Origin of the sequence: Faucicola osloensis (assembly GCF_020041925.1) — a bacterium.
GTDB classification, from domain to species: domain Bacteria; phylum Pseudomonadota; class Gammaproteobacteria; order Pseudomonadales; family Moraxellaceae; genus Faucicola; species Faucicola osloensis_D.
Genome location: NZ_CP083409.1, coordinates 1 through 24258, shown reverse-complemented (window position 1 = coordinate 24258; position 24258 = coordinate 1). Strand labels below are relative to the sequence as shown.

General features: G+C 43.7%; 15 protein-coding genes. 8 read left to right on the top strand and 7 right to left on the bottom strand.

Annotated features, from left to right (window positions below; genetic code table 11):
• Positions 1-34 precede the first annotated feature (34 nt).
• Positions 35-1435, top strand: a complete 1401-nt coding sequence (cysG, locus tag LAJ61_RS00075; protein ID WP_224053994.1) for a siroheme synthase CysG — start codon at positions 35-37, stop codon at positions 1433-1435.
• A 224-nt stretch (positions 1436-1659) separates the two neighbouring features.
• Positions 1660-3429 carry a gamma-glutamyltransferase gene (ggt, locus tag LAJ61_RS00070; RefSeq protein ID WP_224053993.1) on the top strand — a complete coding sequence of 590 codons (1770 nt, stop codon included), beginning with the start codon at positions 1660-1662 and terminating at the stop codon, positions 3427-3429.
• 79 nt (positions 3430-3508) lie between these two features.
• Here the strand turns inward: ggt and LAJ61_RS00065 are convergent, their stop codons facing one another.
• Both LAJ61_RS00065 and folE read right to left on the bottom strand, forming a co-directional pair.
• Positions 3509-4567: an NAD(P)H-dependent flavin oxidoreductase gene (locus LAJ61_RS00065; protein WP_224053992.1), complete on the bottom strand. Its 1059-nt coding sequence runs from the start codon at positions 4565-4567 to the stop codon at positions 3509-3511.
• 232 nt (positions 4568-4799) lie between these two features.
• Entirely contained in the window at positions 4800-5378 is a 579-nt protein-coding gene (gene folE, locus LAJ61_RS00060; protein ID WP_007115330.1) for a GTP cyclohydrolase I FolE, read from the bottom strand.
• Between the two features lie 190 nt (positions 5379-5568).
• On the opposite strand from folE, the gene LAJ61_RS00055 reads away from it, so the two are divergent.
• The gene (locus LAJ61_RS00055; protein ID WP_219332845.1) at positions 5569-6372 is read left to right on the top strand and encodes an enoyl-ACP reductase FabI; all 804 of its coding nucleotides are present in this window, start codon (positions 5569-5571) and stop codon (positions 6370-6372) included.
• A gap of 171 nt (positions 6373-6543) precedes the next feature.
• Positions 6544-7215: a YoaK family protein gene (locus LAJ61_RS00050; RefSeq protein ID WP_224053991.1), complete on the top strand. Its 672-nt coding sequence runs from the start codon at positions 6544-6546 to the stop codon at positions 7213-7215.
• A gap of 30 nt (positions 7216-7245) precedes the next feature.
• Here the strand turns inward: LAJ61_RS00050 and LAJ61_RS00045 are convergent, their stop codons facing one another.
• Entirely contained in the window at positions 7246-7446 is a 201-nt protein-coding gene (locus tag LAJ61_RS00045; protein ID WP_224053990.1) for a hypothetical protein, read from the bottom strand.
• Between the two features lie 376 nt (positions 7447-7822).
• On the opposite strand from LAJ61_RS00045, the gene LAJ61_RS00040 reads away from it, so the two are divergent.
• Genes LAJ61_RS00040 through recD form a run of 3 tightly spaced genes read left to right on the top strand, consistent with a single transcriptional unit; the run spans position 7823 to position 18922 of the window.
• Positions 7823-12406, top strand: a complete 4584-nt coding sequence (locus tag LAJ61_RS00040; RefSeq protein WP_224053989.1) for an exodeoxyribonuclease V subunit gamma — start codon at positions 7823-7825, stop codon at positions 12404-12406.
• A 25-nt stretch (positions 12407-12431) separates the two neighbouring features.
• Positions 12432-16928, top strand: a complete 4497-nt coding sequence (locus LAJ61_RS00035; RefSeq protein WP_224053988.1) for a UvrD-helicase domain-containing protein — start codon at positions 12432-12434, stop codon at positions 16926-16928.
• Positions 16929-16957: 29 nt separating this feature from the next.
• Positions 16958-18922, top strand: a complete 1965-nt coding sequence (recD, locus tag LAJ61_RS00030; RefSeq protein WP_224053987.1) for an exodeoxyribonuclease V subunit alpha — start codon at positions 16958-16960, stop codon at positions 18920-18922.
• A gap of 100 nt (positions 18923-19022) precedes the next feature.
• On the opposite strand, the gene LAJ61_RS00025 is transcribed toward recD, so the two are convergent.
• The 3 genes from LAJ61_RS00025 to LAJ61_RS00015 form a co-directional block, all read right to left on the bottom strand.
• A complete protein-coding gene (locus LAJ61_RS00025) occupies positions 19023-19580 on the bottom strand; it encodes a hypoxanthine-guanine phosphoribosyltransferase (protein ID WP_159374752.1) in 558 nt (185 codons plus the stop codon).
• 80 nt (positions 19581-19660) lie between these two features.
• Complete coding sequence (locus LAJ61_RS00020) at positions 19661-20332, bottom strand: hypothetical protein (protein ID WP_224053986.1); 672 nt, start codon at positions 20330-20332, stop codon at positions 19661-19663.
• 12 nt (positions 20333-20344) lie between these two features.
• The gene (locus tag LAJ61_RS00015) at positions 20345-21532 is read right to left on the bottom strand and encodes a cupin domain-containing protein (RefSeq protein WP_224053985.1); all 1188 of its coding nucleotides are present in this window, start codon (positions 21530-21532) and stop codon (positions 20345-20347) included.
• 259 nt (positions 21533-21791) lie between these two features.
• Here LAJ61_RS00015 and LAJ61_RS00010 point away from each other — a divergent pair, with 259 nt between their 5' ends.
• Positions 21792-23456 carry a fatty acid--CoA ligase gene (locus LAJ61_RS00010; RefSeq protein ID WP_224053984.1) on the top strand — a complete coding sequence of 555 codons (1665 nt, stop codon included), beginning with the start codon at positions 21792-21794 and terminating at the stop codon, positions 23454-23456.
• 90 nt (positions 23457-23546) lie between these two features.
• Here the strand turns inward: LAJ61_RS00010 and LAJ61_RS00005 are convergent, their stop codons facing one another.
• On the bottom strand, positions 23547-24230 hold the full coding sequence (locus tag LAJ61_RS00005; RefSeq protein ID WP_224053983.1) for a hypothetical protein: 684 nt from the start codon (positions 24228-24230) through the stop codon (positions 23547-23549).
• Positions 24231-24258: the final 28 nt, after the last annotated feature.

Genomic DNA, 24258 nt, shown 5'->3' with positions numbered 1-24258 from the left:
TTGTTCTTGTCGCTATCTAATGTTGGGAATGTCTATGAATACCTTACCGTTATTTTTTAAATTAGAAAATCGCCCCGTACTCGTGGTTGGCGGTGGGGAAGTGGCACTGCGTAAAGCGGATTTGCTTGACAAAGCAGGGGCTACAATCACCTTTGTTGCACCCAGTTATGAGCCGAGACTCACCGCACAATTTAGCGATTCTCGTCATCAATTGATTAACGATGTTTATCAGCAAAAATATTTGGATAAACAAACCATTGTCATTGCTTGTACCGATGATGAAACAGTGAATGCGCAGATTTTTCAAGACTGTGAAGATCGTTTTATCCCAGTCAATGTCGTCGATAATCCACCGCTATGTACCTTTATCTTTCCTGCCATCGTTGACCGCAATCCGATTACCATTGCGGTATCCAGTGCAGGCAAAGCCCCTGTGCTGGCAAGACTGCTGAGAGCCAAAATCGAAACAGTCGTACCACCGCAATATGGCGAATTAGCAGGGTTGGCAGGTAGATTTCGCGATAAAGTGAAAGCTGCATTGCCCAATGTGACGGCTAGACGTAAGTTTTGGGAACAAGCCTTTGAAGGACAAGTCGCAGAATCGGTATTTGAAGGCAATACAAATAGCCTAAGCAAAGCTGAAAGCCAACTTGAAAACCTACTACAGCAGCACGCCAACAACCAGCCGACAGATAAAGCACAGCTTGGTAAAGTGTACATTGTGGGCGCAGGGGCAGGCGATCCTGATTTGCTAACCTTTAAAGCGCTACGATTGATGCAACAAGCGGATGTGGTATTTTATGATAATTTGGTTCCAGCGCAGATTCTCGATCTGTGCAGGCGTGATGCCACCAAAATCTACGTCGGCAAAAAAGCCAGTGATCATGCGGTAAGGCAAGAAAAAATCAATGAGCTACTGGTCGAACAGGCGCAGCAAGGAAAACGCGTGTTACGTCTCAAAGGCGGCGACCCGTATGTATTTGGGCGGGGCGGCGAAGAAGCCGAGCAATTGGTTGCAGCTGGGATTGAGTTTGAAGTCGTGCCGGGGATTACCGCAGCCACCGCGGCGGCAAGCTGTGCCGGTATTCCATTGACTCACCGTGCGTATGCGCACTCTGTCAAGTTCGTTACCGCCTCTCTTAAGACGGATACCATCAATGAAGACTTTGCCAGCTGGCTTGATGATAACCAAACCGTGGTTTTTTATATGGGATTAAAGCAGCTTGATAAACTGACGAGTGGCTTGATTAACGCAGGAAAAAATCCCAGTACACCGATTGCGATTGTGTCCAATGCCAGCTTGCCGCATCAGCAAGTATTGACAGGCACGCTTGAAACCATCGTGGCAAAACAACGTGAGGCAAACTTGCCTGCCCCAGCGATTTTAATTATGGGCAATGTGGTTAAGCTACATCACAGACTTAATAAACGATAGCAATCTTTAATTGATGGGGTATGGCATTTAAAAAAGCTTGCCTATTGCGCTAAATACTTATAACTTAAATATCCGTTAGAAAAATTAACGAATGGGTCAGATAACAAAAATATTTTTGTCACAATTTAATATGACGTTTTTGTGAAAGGATTTATGTATATTGTAGCCATACATATTATTTGTATCTGCTACAACATCAACTAGTAATTTAAAAGGATAGGGACATGCGACTAAAACCTAAACTGATTTTAACCAATCTGTCATTGGCTTTAATGTTGGTGATATCACCCATTGCCCAAAGCAAACTATTACCACAACCAATCACCAATGCTAGCCAGGCAGCGGCAAATCGCTACGATAGCAGTAATGATATCTTTCATCCTGTCTATGGTAAAAATGGTATGGTGGCTTCTGAGCAAGGGTTAGCAACGCAAGTTGGTTTGGATATATTAAAACAAGGCGGGAATGCTATCGATGCGGCGGTCGCGGTTGGATTTGCCTTAGCAGTCGTCTTGCCAAATGCAGGCAACATTGGTGGTGGTGGTTTTATGGTGTTGCATGATGATAAAACTGGCAAAGATGTTGCGATTGATTTTCGCGAAATTGCGCCCGCCAAAGCTAGCCGTGATATGTACCTGGATAATCAAGGGAATGTTATCGATGGAAAATCATTGTTCACGCATGACGCTTCAGGTGTGCCTGGTACAGTAGCTGGGATGGAATACGCGCTAAAAAAATGGGGTACAATGCCATTATCTAAAGTGCTAGAGCCTGCAATTAAGCTTGCAGACAAAGGGTTTATTGTCAGTGATGTATTGGCACAGACGTTAAAAGAAGAAAAATCAACACTGGGTAAATGGTCAGCTAGCAAAGCGATTTTTTTCAAAAACGGTGAACCGCTTAAATCTGGTGATTTGTTGGTACAAAAAGACTTGGCAAAATCATTGCGTTTGATTGCCAAACAAGGGGCAAACGCATTTTATCAAGGTGAAATCGCCACAAAAATTGCTAAAGAAATGCAATCACAGGGTGGCACAATGACACTTGAAGATTTAAAAGCCTATAAAGTTGTTGAGCGTCAGCCAATTATTGGTGATTATCGAGGCTATAAAGTTGTTACCATGCCACCCCCGAGTTCGGGTGGTGTACACTTGATTGAGATATTAAATATGCTTGAGCATTACCCTATCAAAGAAGATGGGGTAAATAGTGCCAAAAATATTCACCACATGGCAGAGAGTATGAAATTAGCCTATGCTGACCGCTCAGAATATTTGGGCGACCCGGATTTTGTCAAAATCCCTGTCACAGGTTTAACTTCGAAAGCATATGCTAATGAACGGGTCAAAACGATTGATGATAATAAAGCAAGACTTTCATCAAACATTAAACCTGGTAAACCACAACCTTATGAAAGTGACCAGACTACGCATTTTTCCGTCATGGATAAAGCGGGCAATGCCGTTGCTGTCACCTATACATTAAATCTTAACTTTGGTAGTGGCATTGTTGCAGCAGGCACAGGGATTTTACTCAATAATGAAATGGATGACTTCTCAGTGAAACCCGGTGTGCCAAATGCGTTTGGTCTAGTGGGTGGCACTGCCAATGCGATTGAAGCAAAAAAACGTCCACTTTCTTCAATGACACCAACGATTGTCATGAAGAATAATAAACCTTGGCTGGTTACAGGTAGTCCAGGTGGGGCTCGTATCATCACCACTGTACTGCAAAGTGTGGTTAATACGATTGACCATGAAATGAATCCAGCAGAAGCGATAATTACACCACGCGTTCATCACCAATGGTTACCCGATGAGCTTAGAGTTGAAGCAGGCATTAGTCCTGATACGATAAAATTGTTGCAAGACAAAGGTCATAAAGTTGTTACTAAAGCACCAATGGGACGTATTCAAATTATTCAAGCTGATGATTCTGGGTTTTATGGCTATTCTGACCCAAGAAATCCTGATGGCAAAACATTAGGTTTCTAAACTGTTCATTAAACAAAACGTGAGTGCTGCGACTCACGTTTTTTTTACTAACAAAATATATCAAGATTATTTTTTGCAATTAGTAGCCAAGTAAATCTTGAATAATTTTATCTGCTGTACCACTTTTCGCCAATCTCGCATTTTGCCCTGCCCACAGTGAGCTAAATTCATCACTTCCCATGCTTTCGGCTTTGGCTTTAATGGGGTTGCTGACGAACGATGCATGGGGAAATGGCGGTGCAGACTCGCTAATATACCCCGTTTCTTGCATAAAGCGATTGACAATCCCACGTGCTAAGCCGCCACTAAATACATTGGTTAAAGCGGTGTGTTCGGCTCGCTCACTTTGTAGCGCCTTGCGGTGAAAGTCTTTGGTATCACACTCATCTGCCAGCAAAAAAGCCGTACCCACCTGTACTGCACTGGCGCCCATGGCAAACGCTGCTTGTGCGGTAGCGTTGTCGCTGATACCACCTGCCGCAATCACCGGCAAACTGACAGAGCGGATGATATTGGGCAATAGGCTAAAAGTGCCCGCTTGCAGCGTCACATCTTGGCTTAAAAACATACCCCGATGCCCACCCGCTTCCAATCCCTGCGCGATAATCATATCCGCCCCATTGGCTTGCAGCCAGCGTGCTTCCGCAGGCGTGGTGGCAGAGGATATCACAATCGCCCCGGATTTTTTGACGATATTTAACAAAGCTTTGTCCGGTAGCCCAAAATGAAAACTCACCACAGGGACTTTTAAATCCGCCAATAGCGCTGCTTGTTCATGGGTAAATGGCTGACGTCCACCGGTCGTGGCTATCTCATCTTGCGTCAAACCAAATTCTTGATAATAAGGTTGTAGTGCATTAAACCATTTTTCTTGCATCGCTTGGGTATAGTCAGGTTGTTGATGCGCAAAAAAATTGACATTAAAGGGGGCGTCAGTCGCTTGACGGATACTCGCAATTTCACTTTCGAGTTTTTGTAGGCTGAGCAGGGCGCCAGGCAGTGAGCCAAGTCCGCCTGCTTGGCTCACGGTGATAGCAAGTTTGCTGTCTTGGACACCTGCCATCGGCGCTTGGATGATGGGTAATTGAACTTTAACGTAGTCAAGAAAGCTGTTAATCGCCTTGGTATGATGGATCATTTTATGTTCCTTGTTATTATCTTAATGTATTTGTCTCAATGCTATTCACTTACAGGGCAAAAATCGAAAACCATTTTAGTGTATCGACAATAGAGGTCATTGAAAAGTAGTAAATGGAAAAGTACTATATGCCCGCTATAAATCGGCTGAATATAAAAAAGCCCCAGTAACATCACTGGGGCTTATTTGACTAGTTAATTTAGGCTGGCTGTTTAGGCGCTAAGTGTAGTTATTAAGCGCTTGGAATCGCCATTAACAGCGCTTGTCTTGCCTCGGTATTGTGTTTGAATTCGCCCAGTAGTGACATACTGCGGGTATCGGATTTTTGTTTCATCACCCCGCGCATCATCATGCACATATGCGCGGCATCCATCACCACCGCTGCGCCTTTTGCCCCTGTCATATCCATCACCGCTTGGGCAATTTGGCGGGTTAAGTTTTCTTGAATTTGCAAACGTCGGGCGTACATATCCACGATACGTGCCATTTTTGACAGTCCAATCACTTTGCCATCGGGCAGATACGCCACATGGGCAACGCCATAAAAAGGCAACATGTGATGCTCACACATCGAATAAAACTCGATATTTTTTACCATGACCAATTCATTATTGTCAGTTGGAAAAATCGCGTTATTGGTAATTTCGACCAAATCTTGATGATAGCCTTGGGTCAAAAAACTAAAGGCTTTAGCAGCACGTTCTGGGGTATTAAGCAGTCCTTCACGTGTTAAGTCTTCCCCTGTTGATGCAATGAGGGTGCGGTAGGCATCACTGTTTTGTTGGATAATCTCGTCAAAATTTGCAGGCATAGTCATGATAACATTTAAGTTTCAAAAAAATAGGCATAGCTTAACGCTTTACCACTATTTGTAAAGTGATTTTTGTCACAAACGCCATGAAAATCACTAAATTTGCTTTGTTTGGGTTTTTTGCTAGAATTAACCCCTAATTTTGAGCTATTATAGTGCATATTCGTTCACTGAAAAATAAGGAAAAACCATGCTATTAACAGGGAAACGTTTCGTTGTTACCGGTATCGCCAGTAAATTATCGATTGCTTGGGGTATCGCAGAAGCGTTACATCGTGAAGGCGCGAGTTTAATTTTGACCTATCCGAATGAAAAAATGAAAAAACGCGTGGATATGGCAGCCGAAACTTTTGGTGCAGAGAAGGTATTGGCGTGTGATGTGGCGTCAGATAGCGAAATCGAAGCGTGTTTTGCCCAAGTTGCTGCACACTGGCCAGAGGGCATTGATGGGGTTGTGCACGCCATTGGTTTTGCCCCTGCCGATCAGCTAGATGGTGATTTTACCCAAGTGACCACCCGTGAAGGCTTTGCCATTGCGCATGATATTAGTAGCTACAGCTTTGTGGCACTTGCTAAAGCCAGCCGTGAGTTACTGGCAAAACGCCAAGGCTCGCTGTTAACCTTGACGTATGAAGGCAGTATCCATGTGTTGCCAAACTACAATGTCATGGGTCTAGCCAAAGCCAGTTTGGAAGCGAGCATTCGCTACCTTGCGAGCTCAATGGGTAGCGATGGTATCCGTGTCAATGGGATTTCTGCAGGTCCAATTCGTACCTTGGCGGCAAGCGGTATCAAATCATTCCGTAAAATGCTCGACACCAACGCCAAAATGTCACCACTACAGCGCAATGTCAATATTGAAGAGGTCGGTAATGCCGCGATGTTCTTGTTATCGCCTTGGGCGTCTGGTATCACGGGCGAGATTTTATTTGTCGATGCTGGGTTTAATACCGTAGCACTCTCTGAACAAGTGATGATGCAGGTAGAAGACTAATTTTTAGGCGGGTAGTTGATAAAAGAGCGACCATGGTTGCTCTTTTTTTGCTTACTTTTTTTGATTGATGTTTGGATAGGGATTGCAAAGCCGTCTGGTTAAGCTTACCATTTTTTGTCAGGCTTAACGTGTTTGGCGAGTCAGCTAAAGACTGATAGATGGCGGTAGCTAATGATTAATAAATTACCTAAGTGGATTCTATGGGGTGGCTGCGTGCTGGCGTTTAATGCAGGGTGTATTAATAGCACCGCATTAGTCGGCTTCACGCATTTGTCCGCTTCGCATGTAACGGGCAATGTGACGCTATTTGCTACAGCATTGGCGGAACAGCATTACCAGCAGATGGCAATGGTTTGTATTGTGCTGTTATCGTTTTTATCTGGCGCAGTTATTAGTGGCTTTGTGGTGGGTAGTACGGCATTAAAAGAAGGTAAGCGCTATGGCAAGGCTTTGTTAATTGAAGCAAGTTTATTAATCATCAGTTTGATTTTATTTAGCTATCAGTCATTTTGGGGACAGGTGTTTGCCGCGATAGCTTGCGGACTGCAAAATTCGATGGTCGCGACCTATAGCGGTGCAGTGATTCGCACCACCCATTTGACAGGATTGACCTCAGATATGGGCTCAGCCTTGGGCAATTGGCTGGCGGGCAGACCGATTAATAAGAAGATGTTCGTGTTTCAAGCGATGATATGGTACAGCTTTTGCGGCGGTGGGGTATTAGGTGCTTTGGGCTATATCCACTACAAATACATGACGCTGATGTTACCCATTGTGATTGTATTATCATCAGCGCTGGCTTATCAAGTATATTTATTAACCCGTAAAAAAACGGCTAAGTAGCGACCTTAACCGTTTGATTTTATCTTATTCTTATTCTTCATCTTCGAGTTTTTTCGCCTCATGTAACATATCAAGTAGCGATTCATCAGAACCCTTAGAGATAGGCGTGCTGGCATTATCTTGGTTGATGTCGGTACGATTGATGCCTTCCATCGCTTCATTGGCAACATCAGATTGGGCGTTGTCTAATTGAGATTTATCGATAGGGTTAGCATTAGTATTTTCAGTCATGGTCGTCTCCTTGTTTTTTTCTTTTATACGGTTGTTTTCTTTTATGCGTTAGACCTAATGAGCTTAATATTATAAGTAAAATAAATGGCTTACAACACTTAAAAATGAAACGTAACCAAAAATATACTCATGAGTGACGTAGGAATAAGTTTATCACTTTGTTGGCTGTATATTACTTGCTTTGGATTGCATACTTTGTAGTGCATAACAGCTAAGTGAGTTAGGGAGTTTGACAGACTGCTGGCGACACTGGCTGTCGCGAATGTTGCAATTCGGGCGATTTTTTCATTGAGCGGTGATGGTGGTGCATTTTTTTGCTGTATAATTTTTTGAGCGACCCACTCGCTATCTATAAAAATTCTTGAGTATTTACTGCATGCTAACGATTATACAAAGTAATAAAGTCGATACGCTATTTGACCATTTGTTAAAGGCTTACAAAAATCCCAGTTATCAAGGCTCAATTTTTGAGCCATTTCAGGTGATTGTGCCATCTAAAGTCATGGGGGAGTGGTTAAAAAAACAAGTCGCAGATAAGGCAGGCATCAGCACCTTAGTGACCACCGAATTTTGGGGTCGCTATTTTTTGGGACTGATGCAGCGGGTTTTAAGAACCTATGCGCGCATCTCGGAGGACGACGATATATTAGACGTGCCAGAAGTGGCAATGCTATCCAAAAACGTCATGCAGTGGCAAATCTTTGGCTATTTAACCCAGTACCGCCAAGCCATTGTGGAGCAGCCGCAACATCCGCTTTATCCATTTTTATCTCCTTTGGTTGAAGACAAAGAAGCGGATAACCCAAATACTACTGGTTTTGCACCTGATACACCCGCCACCATTGACAGTTTGAGCTGGGCGAATAACCAATCGCTACTGTCTAATGACGTGATTAGCCAAACTGCTGACTTACAAACCCAAGATCAACGTATCTGGCAGCTAGCCAGTGATATGGCAAATATGCTCAATCGCTACATGACTTATCGTCCGCAGTGGCTTACTCATTGGGGGCAAGACAAGCCTGTGGCGGTGAGTGACATGATTGCCAAAAAAGATGCGCTGCATAATCGCTTAAACGGGCGGGAGGGGTCCAACGCCATTGAGACGCCTGACTGGCTCATTGAGCACTACGAACAGTTAGAAGCCGCGCAGCGATTTTTATGGCGACAGCTGTTTGATGATGACTACCGGTTTCGCGAGCAGTTGCATCAGCAGTTTTGGCAAGCATTAAACCATTCAGAGACCCGCATCCGCAACATCAGTCGTAGCAAGTTACCAAAGCACGTGTTTTTATTTACTTTGCAGCAGTTACCGCCGACAGAGTTATTGGACTTACAACGCTTAGGGGTGCTAACCGACGTCACGATTTTACACTTTAATCCATCAGAGCAATTTTGGGCAGATATCGTCGATAAAAACTGGCTCATGCAAATGCAAATGGAAGACGATGCCAGCAAACATGACGCTTGGTATCTAAAGGATTATGGTCATACCTTGTTGTCACGGTTTGGCAAACAGTCGCGTGAAGTGTTTGCCATGCTGGCAAGCTTATCGGGTAATGAATATGAACATGTACTGTGGCAAGATGATTTTGATAACACGCCGCCTAATACGTTACTTGAATTTATCCAACATGACATCTTAATGCTAGAAGAAGTCGCGACCACCGCCAAAATCAATGACATGCTTAAACTGGTGAAAGGCGAGGAAGCAAAGGTAGCAAAAGCAGCAAGTGAAGATAGCCGCCAAAACCTCTTGCAGCAAACCCAGCTTTTACAGCAGCAGCTTGCCAATATTCAAAGTAATGGGCTTAAAGATATCGAATCCACGCTGGGTCTATACAAAGCCATTAAAGACAAACTCAAGCAAGAATCCAACAAGCAACTTGAAAACGTGGAAAAATGGCGACCCAAGCCCCTTGATACCAGTATTGCTATTCATGTCTGTCATAGCATAGTGCGGCAGCTTGAAGTGCTACGCAGTATGATTATCGGGTGGCTAAATTATAGCGATATGCAAGCCACACCAGCGCAGATTCCCACCGATCCTTGGGATAGACGAGCGTTGTCAGATATTTTGGTATTATTGCCCGACATCGAAACGCACCAAAACATCATCGAAGCCACATTCCCCAAACATGTGGGCGGTGACGGCTATCAGTTGCCCGCCAAAGTGACAGGCGTGGTGGCAAAAGATATCAACCTGCTTTGGCAAGCGATTACAGGGTACTACACGCTGCTCAATCGGGCAGGCGCTCGGTTTCAGCGTAGCGAAGTATTTGATTGGTTGATGCTAGCGCCACTATATGAAAGCTTTGGGCTGAATTTGGAGCAGATGACCCGTGCTTGTGATTTGCTGACTCAGGCAGGATTTATTCGCGGGTTTGACGAGCGGCATTTGCAGCAAACCTTAAGTGCCGCCGATGATGACTATCGATACACCTTTGCTTATGCGCTTGAGCGCTTGGTTGCTGGCGTGATGATGCCCAAAGCCACGGTGGTAAGTTTTGGCGAGTATACCAATAGCTTTGGCGTGGTAGAAAAATTTGTACCACTCACAAACTTAACCATGGCAGATGCCGACATCGTCGCTGTGCTGTGTGATATTTATCAGACGCTGGATGACAATCGTCACCTAGGTAATGACGTCAAAACCCTGCCTGACTGGCTAAGCCAAATAGAAAAGCTGATTCAGCAAAAATTTAGCCTATTTAATCAAACCAATGCGTGGCGCGCGATTTTTGCCGCACAAAATGACCTAAAAGAAAATATCGAAGCCAATAGCAAATACCTCGCTACGGTAACAAGCAAAACCGCAAAAACTCCCAACCCACCTACCGAGCCAGTGCAGCAAATTGATACCGAGAATTTGCCCCTCAAACTCACTTTTGTACTCGAAAACATCGCCCAATCAATTATCAATCAGCAAGTCAGTGCCGAGCCGTCAGGCGTGATTACCTTTGCCCGTATCGGTTCAGTGCGTAGCCTGCCGTATAAATTGGTGGTGATGCTCAATTTAAATTTATCTGAGTTTCCAAAACAAGAGCAGCAAAACCGTTATAACTTGATGCAGGCAGGATTGCCGATTCGCGGTGACAGATTTCGAGAAGATGACGATTTAGGCGCGTTTTTGGATGCGCTGCTGTGCGCCAAGCAAGCGTGCTGGATATTTTATAATGGTAAAAGTACCACAGATACCCACGAGCATTTACCTGCCAGTCCCGTACAGGAATTACTCGACTTTTTGCAAAACCGAATGGCAAGTGATGATGCTATTGTTGACCCCAATAACGACTCAAATAGCCTAAGCAACAATTTCCAAAATCCCCCAAATTCCCAGTCAATCAACTTTGAACAATGGGTGAAAGCGTATTTGGTCACCCATCATGCCGCCTTGCCATTTGATAAAAGTTATTTTGAATTGGCGCAAGCTGAGCAAAAAAACGAGCAAAAAAGCGAGCATAAAGATAAAAGTGTTCAAAATCCTGAGCAAATTAATGACGATAGGGTATCTGCTGATTTACAACAAACCACAGCTACTCTAAACCAGCAAATCAAGCTGTCAAAAACTGCCCTGTACCCACCTGCCAAAATTTGGCACAATCTCTATACGGCGCTGCAAGATAAAGACGCTACGTCCACTCAGCCAATCGTGCAAGTTTGGGATACAAAGCAACTAACTGACTGGCTATCGCAGTGGCAACAACTAAAACAGCGTTTGTCCGCCCTGCCTCAACAGTCGCAGCAGCATTATGTCAACTTGAGCAAAATCGTTGGCAACCTAGCCGATCCTGCCAAAGCCTTTGTGAAGGCACAAAACATTGCTATCCCTGTCCAAGGTGAAAATGATAGTGGTGATAACGAGTTTGAATCGTTAACCTTGGATGCGTTAGATGGCTGGTTGTTGCGTAAATCTTTGTTAGACGCTTTTTTTGCACAAGCCTTGTCCGATAAGAGCAATAATAGCCATAATACTCATAACAACGAGATGAAACTGGCAGCAAACGCGCAAAAGCCAATCGCTCAACAATCGATGGCTCAACAATCAATCAACATTGCTATCAATGAGTTATTGCCAGCCGGGGTGAACCGCTATCAATCGTTGCAGCAAAATCAGCAACAACTCAAAAAAGATTTGCAGGACTTTGTTCATCACTTAAAAACCATCAGTAAGCAGCTCGATGCTACTGAGACAAAGTTGTTAGGAAATTTTTATTCAGATAAATTTGGGGCATTAGATGTACAAAATACGGACGAGGTCGTCCACTGGGTGGCAACGGCGTTAACCCCCTGTGAAGAGCAGCGAATCGCCATCAGTGCCTTGGCGCTAGATAAACAAGCAGGACTGATGGACAGTAAAGAAAGCTGGGTCATCACTGCCAACTTGCCATTATATAAACCGTATCAATCAATTGAAGATAAGGTTGCCGCAGCTGCCAATCCCAGCTATTGGTTAAATTATTTGCCAACCTCTGGCAAAGAAAAATATCTGTTGCAATTTTGGTTGCATCATTTATGTTGGCAAGTGCTTCGCCGCACCACGGCTCAACAAGCACAGGCGGATGAGGGCTTTTCGCTGTGGCAGTTTAGCAATAAAAAAACCGTGTATCTACCTGCCATCCCTTGTGAGCAAGCCTGTGGTTATTTGCAGGACATTATGATGGTATATCAACTCATTGATAGCGTTGTAACCATTGTACCGCCGGCTTTTTGCCTGTCATTTTTACAAAAACAACAAAAGCAGCCAGAGGCGCCAGCCAGCCAGCATCTAGGTGATTGGCTAAAAGACAGTAATTTTAATTTTGTGGATGTGAATCAGTTTGACTACCCGATTTGGCAGCATTTAATTGGCGATTATAAACCATCGGTGGTTATTGGGTTTGCCCAGACGTTGGGCGCGCTGATTTATGAGCCTATGTTATCTATGGTCAAAGAATTGCACCAACTTATTGAAGCATGACACGTATTTTTATCAAAGAAATCTTATGAAACACGATATTCATACCCCAAGCATAAAAGTAAGTAGTGAAACAAATATCGAGGCAAACATCGAAACAAACACTCAAACAAACATCGAAGAAGCACGCATTAAACAAGACGCTGAACCTTTACTACCTCCTGCTGTCACGTTGCCATTGACGGGGCGTCATTTGATTGAAGCCTCAGCAGGCACAGGCAAAACATGGACGCTGACGGGCGTGATGTTGCGACTAATCGTGCAAGGAGGGCAGCCGTGTGAAAAAATTATCGCCACGACCTTTACGCGAAGTGCCGCCGCCGAAATGCGCCAGCGGATTCGTGAGCGTTTGCAAGATTTTTATCAATTGCTGCAAATGATTAATAATGCTACATTTACACCGTTAAACGACAGTGAGTTGGATAGCAGCAAAGCTATCGCTGTGCAAAAATATGCACATTTTATTGCGCAGGTGCAAGTGCTTGCGGCACAAAAAAATTTACTGGGTAAGTACCAAGACCCTATCAATAAACACATAATCGAGTGGGTCGCCAAACAAGTCTTTGGTTTGCCGGTAGATGTAACCGCTGCAGCAAGCCCAAAAGTAAGCCCGAAAGCAAGCTTAAACCCCCCAAAGCCAACCGCCGATGATAGTGAAAACAATAGCCACAAACCTGCCAAAAATACCGTCAATTTTCGTATCGCACTGCAGCGCACCACATTGGCACTCAACCAGCTTGATCGCTTATTTGTCAGCACCCTTGATAGTTTGTGTCAAAAGTGGCTAAGAGAATACAGTAGCGAAACGGGGTTTTCTGCAGAGGTGCAAATCAGTAATGATGTCAGCGGCATCATCAAAGGTATGATTCACGACCAAATTAGGGCATTTATGGCGCAGGTCAATGCCAATATGCCTGAATTGTATCCGATGATGTTTGACAATAACGTGTTTTTACCGGTTGATGATTACTACGAGGCGGTCAATCGCGCGCTAAATTTTTATACCGCTGACATCGATACTGTACCATTGACAGCGTTTGATACCACTACTATTAAGGCGCTGATGCAGTCGATTGCAAATGATAATGATAGTGGGTTTGAGGCATATTTTGATAGCGACTTTCGTAAAGCCCAAGGGTTTAGTGGTGGCAATAAACTTCATAAACACTTTAACGAAATTAAAAATCTGCAAAATTTACTCAGCACGGGTGACATTACCAATGTCTTTGCTATTTATAAAGTTGGCAATATAGTCAAGGTGCTAGATGGCATTGAAGATTTATACGTCAACGATAAAGGCTTTAATAACAAAAAAGAACAGCAAAGCGCCGCATTCAAATCCTTTGATATCGTGGACAACATTTGGCAGCTTATCCAACAAACGCAAGCCTTGCAAGACTACTTTAAACAAGTAAATTTGTACTTTACCCAGTTTATTAGCCGTTACGTGCGTACCCACCTGCCAAAACGACTAGAATCACAGCGGCTAACTACCTTTGCCTTACAATTGGCGCGGTTAAACGATGCGTTATCCGGCAAAAAAGGTCAGTCGTTAGCGCGTTATATTCGCCATCAGTATCCCATCGCCTTAATTGATGAATCGCAAGATATCAACACCGAACAAGCGTTACTAATTCAAAGGGTTTATTTACAAGACTTTGAGCCAGATACATCAGATAAAGCAGAAAAATCAAATGGAAAAAAATATCACACCCCTTCACAATTTTTGCTGTTGGTAGGCGATCCCAAGCAGGCAATTTATGGATTTCGCGGTGGGGACGTACAAAACTACACCACGTTAAAAAAACTATTTCCAGAACAACCCAAGTCACTCAACCAAAACCATCGCTCATCAGCAGCACTGATTGATAGCCTCAATCACTGGTATGGCGTTGGCGAGCAAGATATTGACCCAAATGAAGCCGATCAGCTGCCCAATGTCAACCAACAGCCATATTTTATGGGGCGTGAAATTTATTATCGTAAAATCTCTGCCACGCGCCAAACCGCAGAGTTGGTTGTCGGCAATGCGATAGACAATGAAGCTGCTAGCTTACCTGCGTTCAATCATATTGCTATCGAATATAAAGCGCCTTATAGTCAGCAAGTGGTGGCAGTAGCCGAGAATGACACTGACTCCTCGAATGACATCATCTCATCAAGTGATGAAAAAACGGTGGATTATGCCGATGCCATTGCCGCGCAAATTTTTGATTTATTTGAGGAGGGCAAACCATTAAGCTACCAAACTCGTGGCTTGACCCTGAGTGATATTTGTGTGTTGGCAGTCAAAAACAGTGAGCTTCATACCATTGAGAAACGCTTACATCATCATGGGATTGCGACAGTCAGAGGCGTTAGTCAAAGTGTCTTTGGCGATAGCATGAGTGTTGATTTAATGACCTTGCAAAGCGTGCTGTTGACGCCATTTAGCGAATCAAAATTGAAATCCTTGATGTTGTCTAGTTTTTTTCAGCTGACCCTTGAACAAATCAACCAGTTGTATGATGCGCTTAATCAAACTAACACCCAAGCGGCGCAAGGACAGGCTCATCCTCATCAAGCTCATCAAGCGTCAACAAACACCAGTTTGGCTGAGATTCAGCAGTTGGTATTGACCGCCAGCGAATTGTGGCAAAAACACAGTTTTTTGGTCGCTATACAATGGCTGCTCAATCAACCCCTTACTTTACCCAACCAAATCCCACTCAATTTTTGGCAGCGCCTCGCCAAACGTCCAAATGGCGAGCGATTGCTCATTGATTTGCGCCAGTTGTTAGATATTATTAGCGACCAGTTCAATGGACAGGTAGGCGAGCATCAACTGTTTGAGTGGTTCTGCGCCCAAGTGCACCAGCAGCCTAAAGAAGATTGGTCAACGCAGCAGCGCTTGCCATCTGATGAAGGCGTGCAACTGATGACGGTTCACGCGTCTAAAGGCTTGGAATTTCCGATAGTGTTTGTGGTCGGGTTTACAGGGGAGAGTAAAGCCAAGTTTCGTGGTGCGCCGTTATATCTGTATGGTATACAAACCACTCATCAAGCAACGCCCCAATTCAGTCAAAAATTGACTCAAAACAATGATAATCCACTGTTAAGCCGCCGATTGACCGCGTTGCCCAGCCAAATAACCGATAACAACCCAATCAACCCAATCAATTATGTCGCCATTGAAGACCAATCTGCCTACGAGGAACGATTGCGATTATTGTATGTTGCCCTTACCCGTGCAAAAGAACAAGTGTATCTTGTGACTGTCGCCAAAAAATCTGCAGTGAAAAATTCTGCTTTGGCGCCTTTCATGGACGATTTAGCAAAATTTGCTGTCAAAGAAACGTTGACTGAAACAACCAATATCATAAATTCAAATAGCCTAAGCAAATACTATGACTCAAAGCTAAAATTCACACTCAAAGAAAATAGACAAAATGAGCAAAACGCTACGGTCGCTAAGATTGATTACGATGAAATCATCAAAGTCATCACAATCGATACCTTTAAAGGATGGGCGAATACCAGTTTTACCGCATTGTCTCGTTATATCGACCATACCAGCGTTGATACAGTGGTCAATGCGGAAGATAGGCAAGACGATGATATTTTGTCAGCGGCGCAAACCCGTTTATTGCCTATCCCTAATAACAGGCTAGCGGGGGAGTCGAGTAACGAGGTTAATTCCATTCGATTTAACTTTGAAAAAGGTACAAACCCGGGGACTTTTTTACATAGTGTTTTAGAAGACATCGCCAATAACTACAATGAAACCCCTGAGTTGGCTGTACCACAACAAGATGCCAGAGCAGACAAGTTAAAACGCTGGTCAGTCATGGTGGATCGCACGTTAAGACGCTACCAAATGCCGAGCAATTATTTTTCTACAAAAGCCAGTAGTGCAGGGCAATATGGCAACTGGCACGATATCAACATTGATGCTTTGCAGCCGGATTATGTCGCGTTGGTGGATTGGCTAGATGACATCATCCATACGCCGTTAGCCGCTTCGCAAGTGCCGCTGGTCAATATCAAATACAACCAAAAAGTTGCTGAATTAGGGTTTAATTTACGCTTAAACCAGCATTTGTCATTTAGCGACTTAAACGCGTTGTTTCATCAATTTGATATTCCACTGCAATTGCAGAGCCAAGAAGTCAACACCATGGTTTGGCAGTATCTCAAAGGGGAGATTGACTTGGTGTATCAGCACGGCACACAGTTTTTTATCGTCGATTATAAAAGCAATTATCTTGGCAGTGATTTCGACAGTTATAACCCAGCGGCATTATATGACGCGATGACCACGCATAGTTATTGGTTGCAAGCAAGCATCTACCAAGTAGCGCTGCATCGCTATTTAAAGTTACGACTACCCAATTATGACATTAATACCCATTTGGGTGCGGTCGAGTATGCTTTTTTACGCGGTATGTCACCCAAACACGCTACCTGTGGGAAGCTAGTAAAGCAGTTTGATAGTGACTTTATCTTGGCATTGGATGATATGTTCGGCTATCCCAACGGCAATTAAAATTAACCATTACGTATAAAGAATTTATTATGAAAACAAACACGACCGAGCCAACCGCTATAATTGAAGAAACTGCCAAATTAACCCAATTAGCCAATTTTATTCAATACCGCAAGCAGCAAAAATCACAGCTAACTAATACAGACACCAATAAAAATAGCCTAAGCAAAGAGAGTAAAAATAACAGCAAAAAACCAAAAGAAAAACCAAAAATCTTGCAAATTTTTGACCAAATCAATGAACAATTGTCAGAAGGACATACCGTGTATGAAATGACGGTCAACAGTGCGGATGAAAAATCACTCATTGCAGAGTTGACGGACGATAACTGGGCAAGGGTAATAGGGGTGAAGGAGGATGAGTTATACAACCATGACACCAATACACCTATCATTCTTCAAAAACTCGCCCAAACAGTTGATGGAGTTGGTGAAACGCAAGTTAGCTACATTGTTTGGCTGCATCGGCAATGGTATGCAGAACAATCGTTAACCAAACAGTTGATGAAAATTGCCCATAGAAAAGTGGCGGCGTTTAGTGGTATATCATCATCACAGGAAATCGATAACGGTTTGGCGCCCAATGCGATGCAGCAACTCGCCATAGAAAAATCAAGCCAACACGCACTGAGTATCATTATCGGTGGCCCTGGTACCGGCAAAACTTTTACCGTAGCTAAACTGGTAACCACTCTGCAAAAGGGGCACGAGCATAAAAGAAAACAGGACCCTAATTTACCGCCTTTATCTATCACCTTGACTGCACCTACAGGGAAGGCAGCGCAGCGTATGCAAGAGTCATTACGAATAAGCTTGCAAAAAAGTTTGCAAGATGAAGAAATCACTTTGGACAATGCAAAAACCTTACATCGACTGTTGGGTATTGGTAGTGATGGCACACCACGCTATCACGCCAAAAATCCATTACCCGATGATTTGATTATCGTAGATGAAGCGTCCATGCTAGGGCTTGAGCTTGCCAGTCAGTTGGTTGATGCTATCAAACCCACGGGTCGGCTAATTTTATTAGGTGATGCCAATCAGCTGGCTGCGGTAGATGCGGGGTCAGTTCTATCAGATTTGTGCGCGGTGACGCGTTTGCAGCCTTATATCACTGAGTTGACCGAGTCAAAACGCTTTGATTCAAATTCAGTTGTCGGTCAGTTTGCTCTCGCCATTCAGCAAAATTTACCTGCCGCTAAAAAAATAAAGCTCATCCAGCGATTATTACAACCCATTGATTTGCAAGCAATTAAGTCGTCTCAAAGTGAAAATCCATCCGACTTAGCTGGTAAAACAAAGCAGCAAACAGCCAATATTCCTTTCTACCCAATTGATGCGTCTTCGAGTTTGCCTGCTGTTTTCAGCCAATTAGCAAAACCTTACCATCCATTTTTTGCGCTTATGCAGCAATGGTACAGCCAGCCCGTCAATATTTTTGAAGCGGATAATCGAAAAGAATTGTTTGAGGTATTTGATAGGTATCGTATTCTGTGTGCAGGTCATCAAGGACAATTGGGCACCCAATCAATCAACCAAAAGATGAGCCTAGCTTTTACCGAGTTTTCCAAAATCACGCGAACCAAAGCTTATTTTTATCACGGTTTACCGATTATCATCCAAAACAATGATTATCAGTTGGGGTTATTCAATGGCGATATTGCGATTTGTTTGTTGTACCAAGGGCAATTATACGCGTGTTTTGCAGAAAAACTGATACCCATTCAGCGATTAAGCCGTGAAAGTTGTGACTATGCGTATGCGATGACCATTCATAAGTCACAAGGCTCAGAATTTCATACGGTCGCCATTTGTATTGATAAAGCGCATACAAGGCTACTAAGCCAAGCGCTGATTTATACAGCGGTGACGCGCAGTAAATCCGCCTTATCCATATATAGCGCTAAAGAAAATTTTGAGTTAGCGGTGACGCAAAAAGCCGTTCGACAAACTGGCTTGCAATTACAATTTGATCATCTCAACAACGTGCCATAAAAGATAGTCACAAAAACAGACATCATAAAAAGTATATTCTAAAAAAATACGCCATAAAAAAAGGTATCATGCGATACCTTTTTATTGATGACCAGCAGTTTTACACATTTTTTAACGCATAAATCCCTGGCATATGGCGTAAATACCCGTGATAGTCCATACCGCAGCCATACACATAGCGATCTGCCACATCTAGACCCACAAAATCGACTTTAAACTCTTGCACTTTTCGGTCATGGAGTTTATTGAGTAGCACACAGGTGCGGATAGATTTTGGATTTTCTTTTGCTAGCTCGTCCACCACCGCTTTTAGGGTAATGCCTTCATCAAAAATATCATCAATCAATAAAATATCTTCGCCCGCCAAATCAATTTCAGGTTTGAATTTCCATTCAAGTTCATTGGTGCCTTGGTTGTTGCGATAGCGGGTCGCATGGATATAGTACATACGATGATAAAAAGTAAACAGGGTAAGTAGTTGACCTGCTGGAATCAACCCGCCATTCATCACCACCATCACAATGGGATTTTGACCTGCATAGTGCAGGTTGACACTGGCTGCCAAACGCTCGTAAGCACTACTCACTTCAAAGCTACTGATAAGACATTCAGAATTGCGTAGCGCTTCTTCGATTTGCTGATTGCTAAGTTGATTCATGGTGGACCTATTAATTTAAAAAAATAAGTGGGCTATTGTAACGCAGTTTTATCCAATTGAATAATAACGGTTAGCAATACCTAATTGTTAAATATTAACGCTTGGTAATGTTTGGTAAAACGCTCAAGCGATTCTTGCGGCATTTGGGGGATTAAACGGCGTAGCGCGATATCAATTACTTTGACGATGATGCCATCGGTCACTGGAATTGCCGCGCGTTTGAGCATATTTAAATTGAGCGTTTTGGTAAAGTCAACTAAGAAATGCTGCAAACAGGCTTTGGTCAACTCGCTAAATAACCGAATCAAATTTTGCTGCTCTTCAAGCCCGTTACCTGCTTGGACGTTTTCTATAGTAGCCAGTAAACTTTTTGCTAGCTCGTCACTCAGTGGCACTGAGATACGACGCTCACCCGATTGGGTGTTTTTTAACACTTTTTGGTCAAAAAAATCAAAGCTAGGTAACACATCTTCATTTTTTGTAGGACTTAACAGTGTATTAATCAGTTTGTCGCTAGTTGCTTCAATGGTTTCTGCGGTTTTAATCAAATGCGATTTTCGTTCTGAATCATCCGGTAGCGATTCGATTAATTTAATCAGTAGCGCATCCATCAGCTCTTTACTGGTCAACTGGGTGATTTTATCGCGATAAACGTCATACCGTTCGCTACTTTTGCTAGTAATCAGCTCATACGCCTTATCAATGGTAGCGCTCAATTCTACGGAAGGGGTAAACCCAAAATAATAGCTCATAATATTTTTTCGTTATCCAATAATGTCTTCAGGGTAATCAAGCACTACCCAGCCATTTTCTATCCAATCACAAATTATATCAGTTTCGACATGGGCTGCTTGCAAAATTTGCTCATCGATTGATTCACCATTGGCGAGCCGAATGAGGAGTGATTGCGCGTTAGCGGGTATATCGTCCGCGTCAATGATACAGCCATTGACATAAATTTTTATCTGAGTTTTTGAGTCGGTTTCAGTTTGGGTAAAGATAATGCGGCTAGACATGTCTTGCATGATGACCGCACCCGCTGCCAAGGCGCTTTGTATCTCATCAATATCGGCATACGTGTCAGGGAGCATCAGCTCATATTGCCGTTTGCTTACCGTTTCGCTAATCGCTTGAGTGATTATTTCATCGCCAAGTTCAGAGTTTAGTAGCGCTATCAGCTGCGCTTTGATATCTTGAATGCTGGCTATCGACAGCTCGCCTGCAACTGCGGGGGGTTGGTTGATTTTGAGGGGAATGGCTAAATCATCAAAATGGGTAGCGACATCTGCCAAACTATCGAGCAGCTGTAAAGGGGTAGGGCGCCTAAAGCCAAAGGAAAAAGTCAAACAATCCTCAACTGCCACCCCGTAATGGGAGAGATTGGTCGGCACATATAGCACATCGCCTGGCTCAAGCACCTCATCAAATATCAGCTCGCCCATCTCATTCATCAAACGAATCGGTTGACCTGCTTCAAATTGGGTGGTTTGGTCGCAATACTTGCCCAATTGCCAATGGCGTTTGCCGTACCCTTGCGCCAAAAAGACATCGTAATTGTCATAATGCTTGCCAACGCTGCCACCTGAGGGTGCATACGACACCATGATGTCATCACGTTGCCACTGCGCAATAAAATCAAACGCATGCCATAGGTTGCCAAGCGCTGGCGACCATTGTTCCATATTTTGCACCAGCACCGTCCAATGTTTTGGCAGTTTTTGAAAATCTTTGGCGGTAAGAGGGCTGGTTTTAAGTGACCATTGCTGGTTATTTTCGCTGATGAGTCGGGCAGTGGCGTCTTCATCTTGGGCAAGTCCGATGATATCGTCTGGCTCAAACATACCAACCAATTGCGGCAAGCCCTGTTTGATTAGCAGTGGTTTTTTTTGCCAGTACTCGCTCAAAAATTGTTCGGGGCTGATATCGCTAGGCAAACAAAAATGCTGGGTCATATTTTTTCGTTCAGTGGGGATATGTAACGCGCATTATAGCAAAGGCAGTCTATCAAAACCCCATAATAAAATTTTTTTCACCAAAGTGTAAAAAAGGCGTAAAAATATGAAACATATTGAACTGGAAAGTTTCATATTTTTTGTTGTATTGGCTTTACCGCTCGTATATAGTCAATATTCACAAGGAAGTAATCACAGCAAAGTTAGGCGAGCAATATTTGATTGACTCGTTGGTTATACCACAACAAAGGAATGTTCTATGACAGCTATTTTAAATCAACACGAAAACTACCTACAAGCCGACCAAGCTTATGATTTTCCCTTGCTTATCAAAAATTTATTGTCTCGCGCCAAAGTGGTCTCTAGCAACAAAAAAATCCATTACGCCGACAAAACCAGTTACACCTATCATGAGTTTTTCAAACGTGTCAATCGCTTAGCCAATGTCTTAAAAGGCTTAAACCTACAAAAAGGCGATGTGGTTGCAGTCATGGATTGGGACACACACCGTTACTTGGAATGTTATTTTGCCATCCCGATGTGTGGCTATATCTTGCAAACCGTCAATGTGCGTTTGTCAGAAGACAAAGTGCTATATACCATCAATCATGCCAAACCAAAAGCGCTACTGTTAAATTCAGAATTTTCGCCGATGATCAAAAGCCACACCCAAGATGCGCCATCAATCGAGCATGTGATTTGGTTGGATGATAACAACACGCCAATGCCCCCATACGCCCAAGGCGAATACGAAGCCATGCTCGCACAAGCCAGCGATGAGTACGAGTTTGAAGATTTTGATGAAAACACCATTGCCACAACCTTCTATACCAGCGGTACAACCGGCAATCCCAAAGGCGTATTTTTTAGCCATCGTCAAATCGTCCTGCATACGCTCGTCGTCGCAATTGGCTGTGCGCTGAATGTCGAAGGTCAAGGGCTACGCTACTCGGATGTCTATATGCCAATGACACCGATGTTCCATGTCCATGCTTGGGGGTTTCCTTTTGTCGCAACCATGCTCGGGCTGGAGCAAATCTATCCAGGTCGCTATGTGCCTTCCACCATGGTTGACTTGGTAAAAAAACACAATGTCACCACCACCCATGGCGTGCCAACGATTTTGCAAATGCTACTGGGTGAAATCAACAAACGCCAAGAAAAATTCAACGGCTTAAAAATGGTCGTCGGTGGCTCTAAACTCAATCAAGGACTTGCCAAAATGGCTGTAGCCAGCGGCATCGAAGTGTCTACGGGTTATGGCATGTCAGAGACTTGTCCGATTATCAGCATTGTCAGCTTTGATGAAACATTCCAACACATGAGCGAAGAGCAACAAATTGAGCATCGCTGCTTGTCAGGCTCGCCAGTGCCATTGGTCGATTTGCAAATTTGGCATAACGGCAAACGTATGCCAAACGATGGCACATCCACAGGCGAAATCGTGGTGCGTTCACCTTGGTTGACGCAGAGTTACTACAAAAACCAGGATGCAGGCAACGAGCTGTGGGAAGGTGGTTATCTGCACACCCAAGACATCGGTTGGATGGATGCAAAAGGCAATGTTAAAATCACCGACCGGCTAAAAGATGTCATCAAATCGGGGGGCGAATGGATATCTTCGCTTGAAATAGAAACCATCATGTCATTACACCCAAGCGTTGCCGACATTGCTGTGGTTGCGATTCCTGATGAGCGCTGGGGGGAGCGTCCGATGGCATTGATTGTGCTCAAACCCGATTATCAAGACACCAAAGCTGAAGACATCATCGCGATTGCGCAGCAAGCGTATGAGCGCGGTCATTTGCCAAAATACGGTATTCCGCAGGATGTGAAATTCATCGCTGAATTGCCAAAAACCAGCGTGGGTAAAATTGATAAAAAAGTCATCCGCGATCAATACGCCCAAGGGTTATTTGCTTAGACTATTTTTCTCAATGTTGACAGGATAAAAACAGCGTAAAAGTAAAAAAGGTAGAATTTTTTCTACCTTTTTTATCAAGCCAGCAATCCATCAAACCATTAACCGTTGATTGACCTTTGCCATCGGTAATGGGTAATGGCGGGTTTTGGCAATATCGCGTGCAACGATATCGACCTCATTGACATCAATTTTGTGCCAGTTAGGACGCTTGCAAGCAGATTTTTCTATCAAATTGGCATCAACTAGCGCATCCATGACTTTATCCGCCACATCTAGGGTAGAATTGGCTTTCACATTTTCTGCCACCGCATAACGCAGCTTGGCAAACACCTGCAAATCCGCGACGCGCACGGTAATATCATCACTCGGTACTTGCTGCCCACCATATAACGCATTATCTCCCGCTTGTGCAGTTCGAAAACTTGGCACAAATTCGCTGACATAATCTATGGCGTTTTGGGTGCGCTGTTTTAGTGCGTTTGGCTCCCAACCGTTTTCAATATAATTTAGATATTGTGGATTAATGGGCGGTTGGCTGCTTTGGTGTGTAGCTTTGGTCAACCCATCATTAAATAAGGTGATGTTTTCGGTCATGCCATGTAGCTGAAAAAACCCATCAGGATAAGGGGTGAACTGCGCCATGCCATTGGGCGTGCCACGCTCGCCATGAAAAATAATCTCAGGCAAACGCCCCTTATAATCACGCCATTCACTGATATAAGAAGCTTTAAATTCTACCATGGAGTGCGGGGATTTTTTTGTAAACACTGCCATGTGCGGATATACCTTTAAAGCCAAGTCA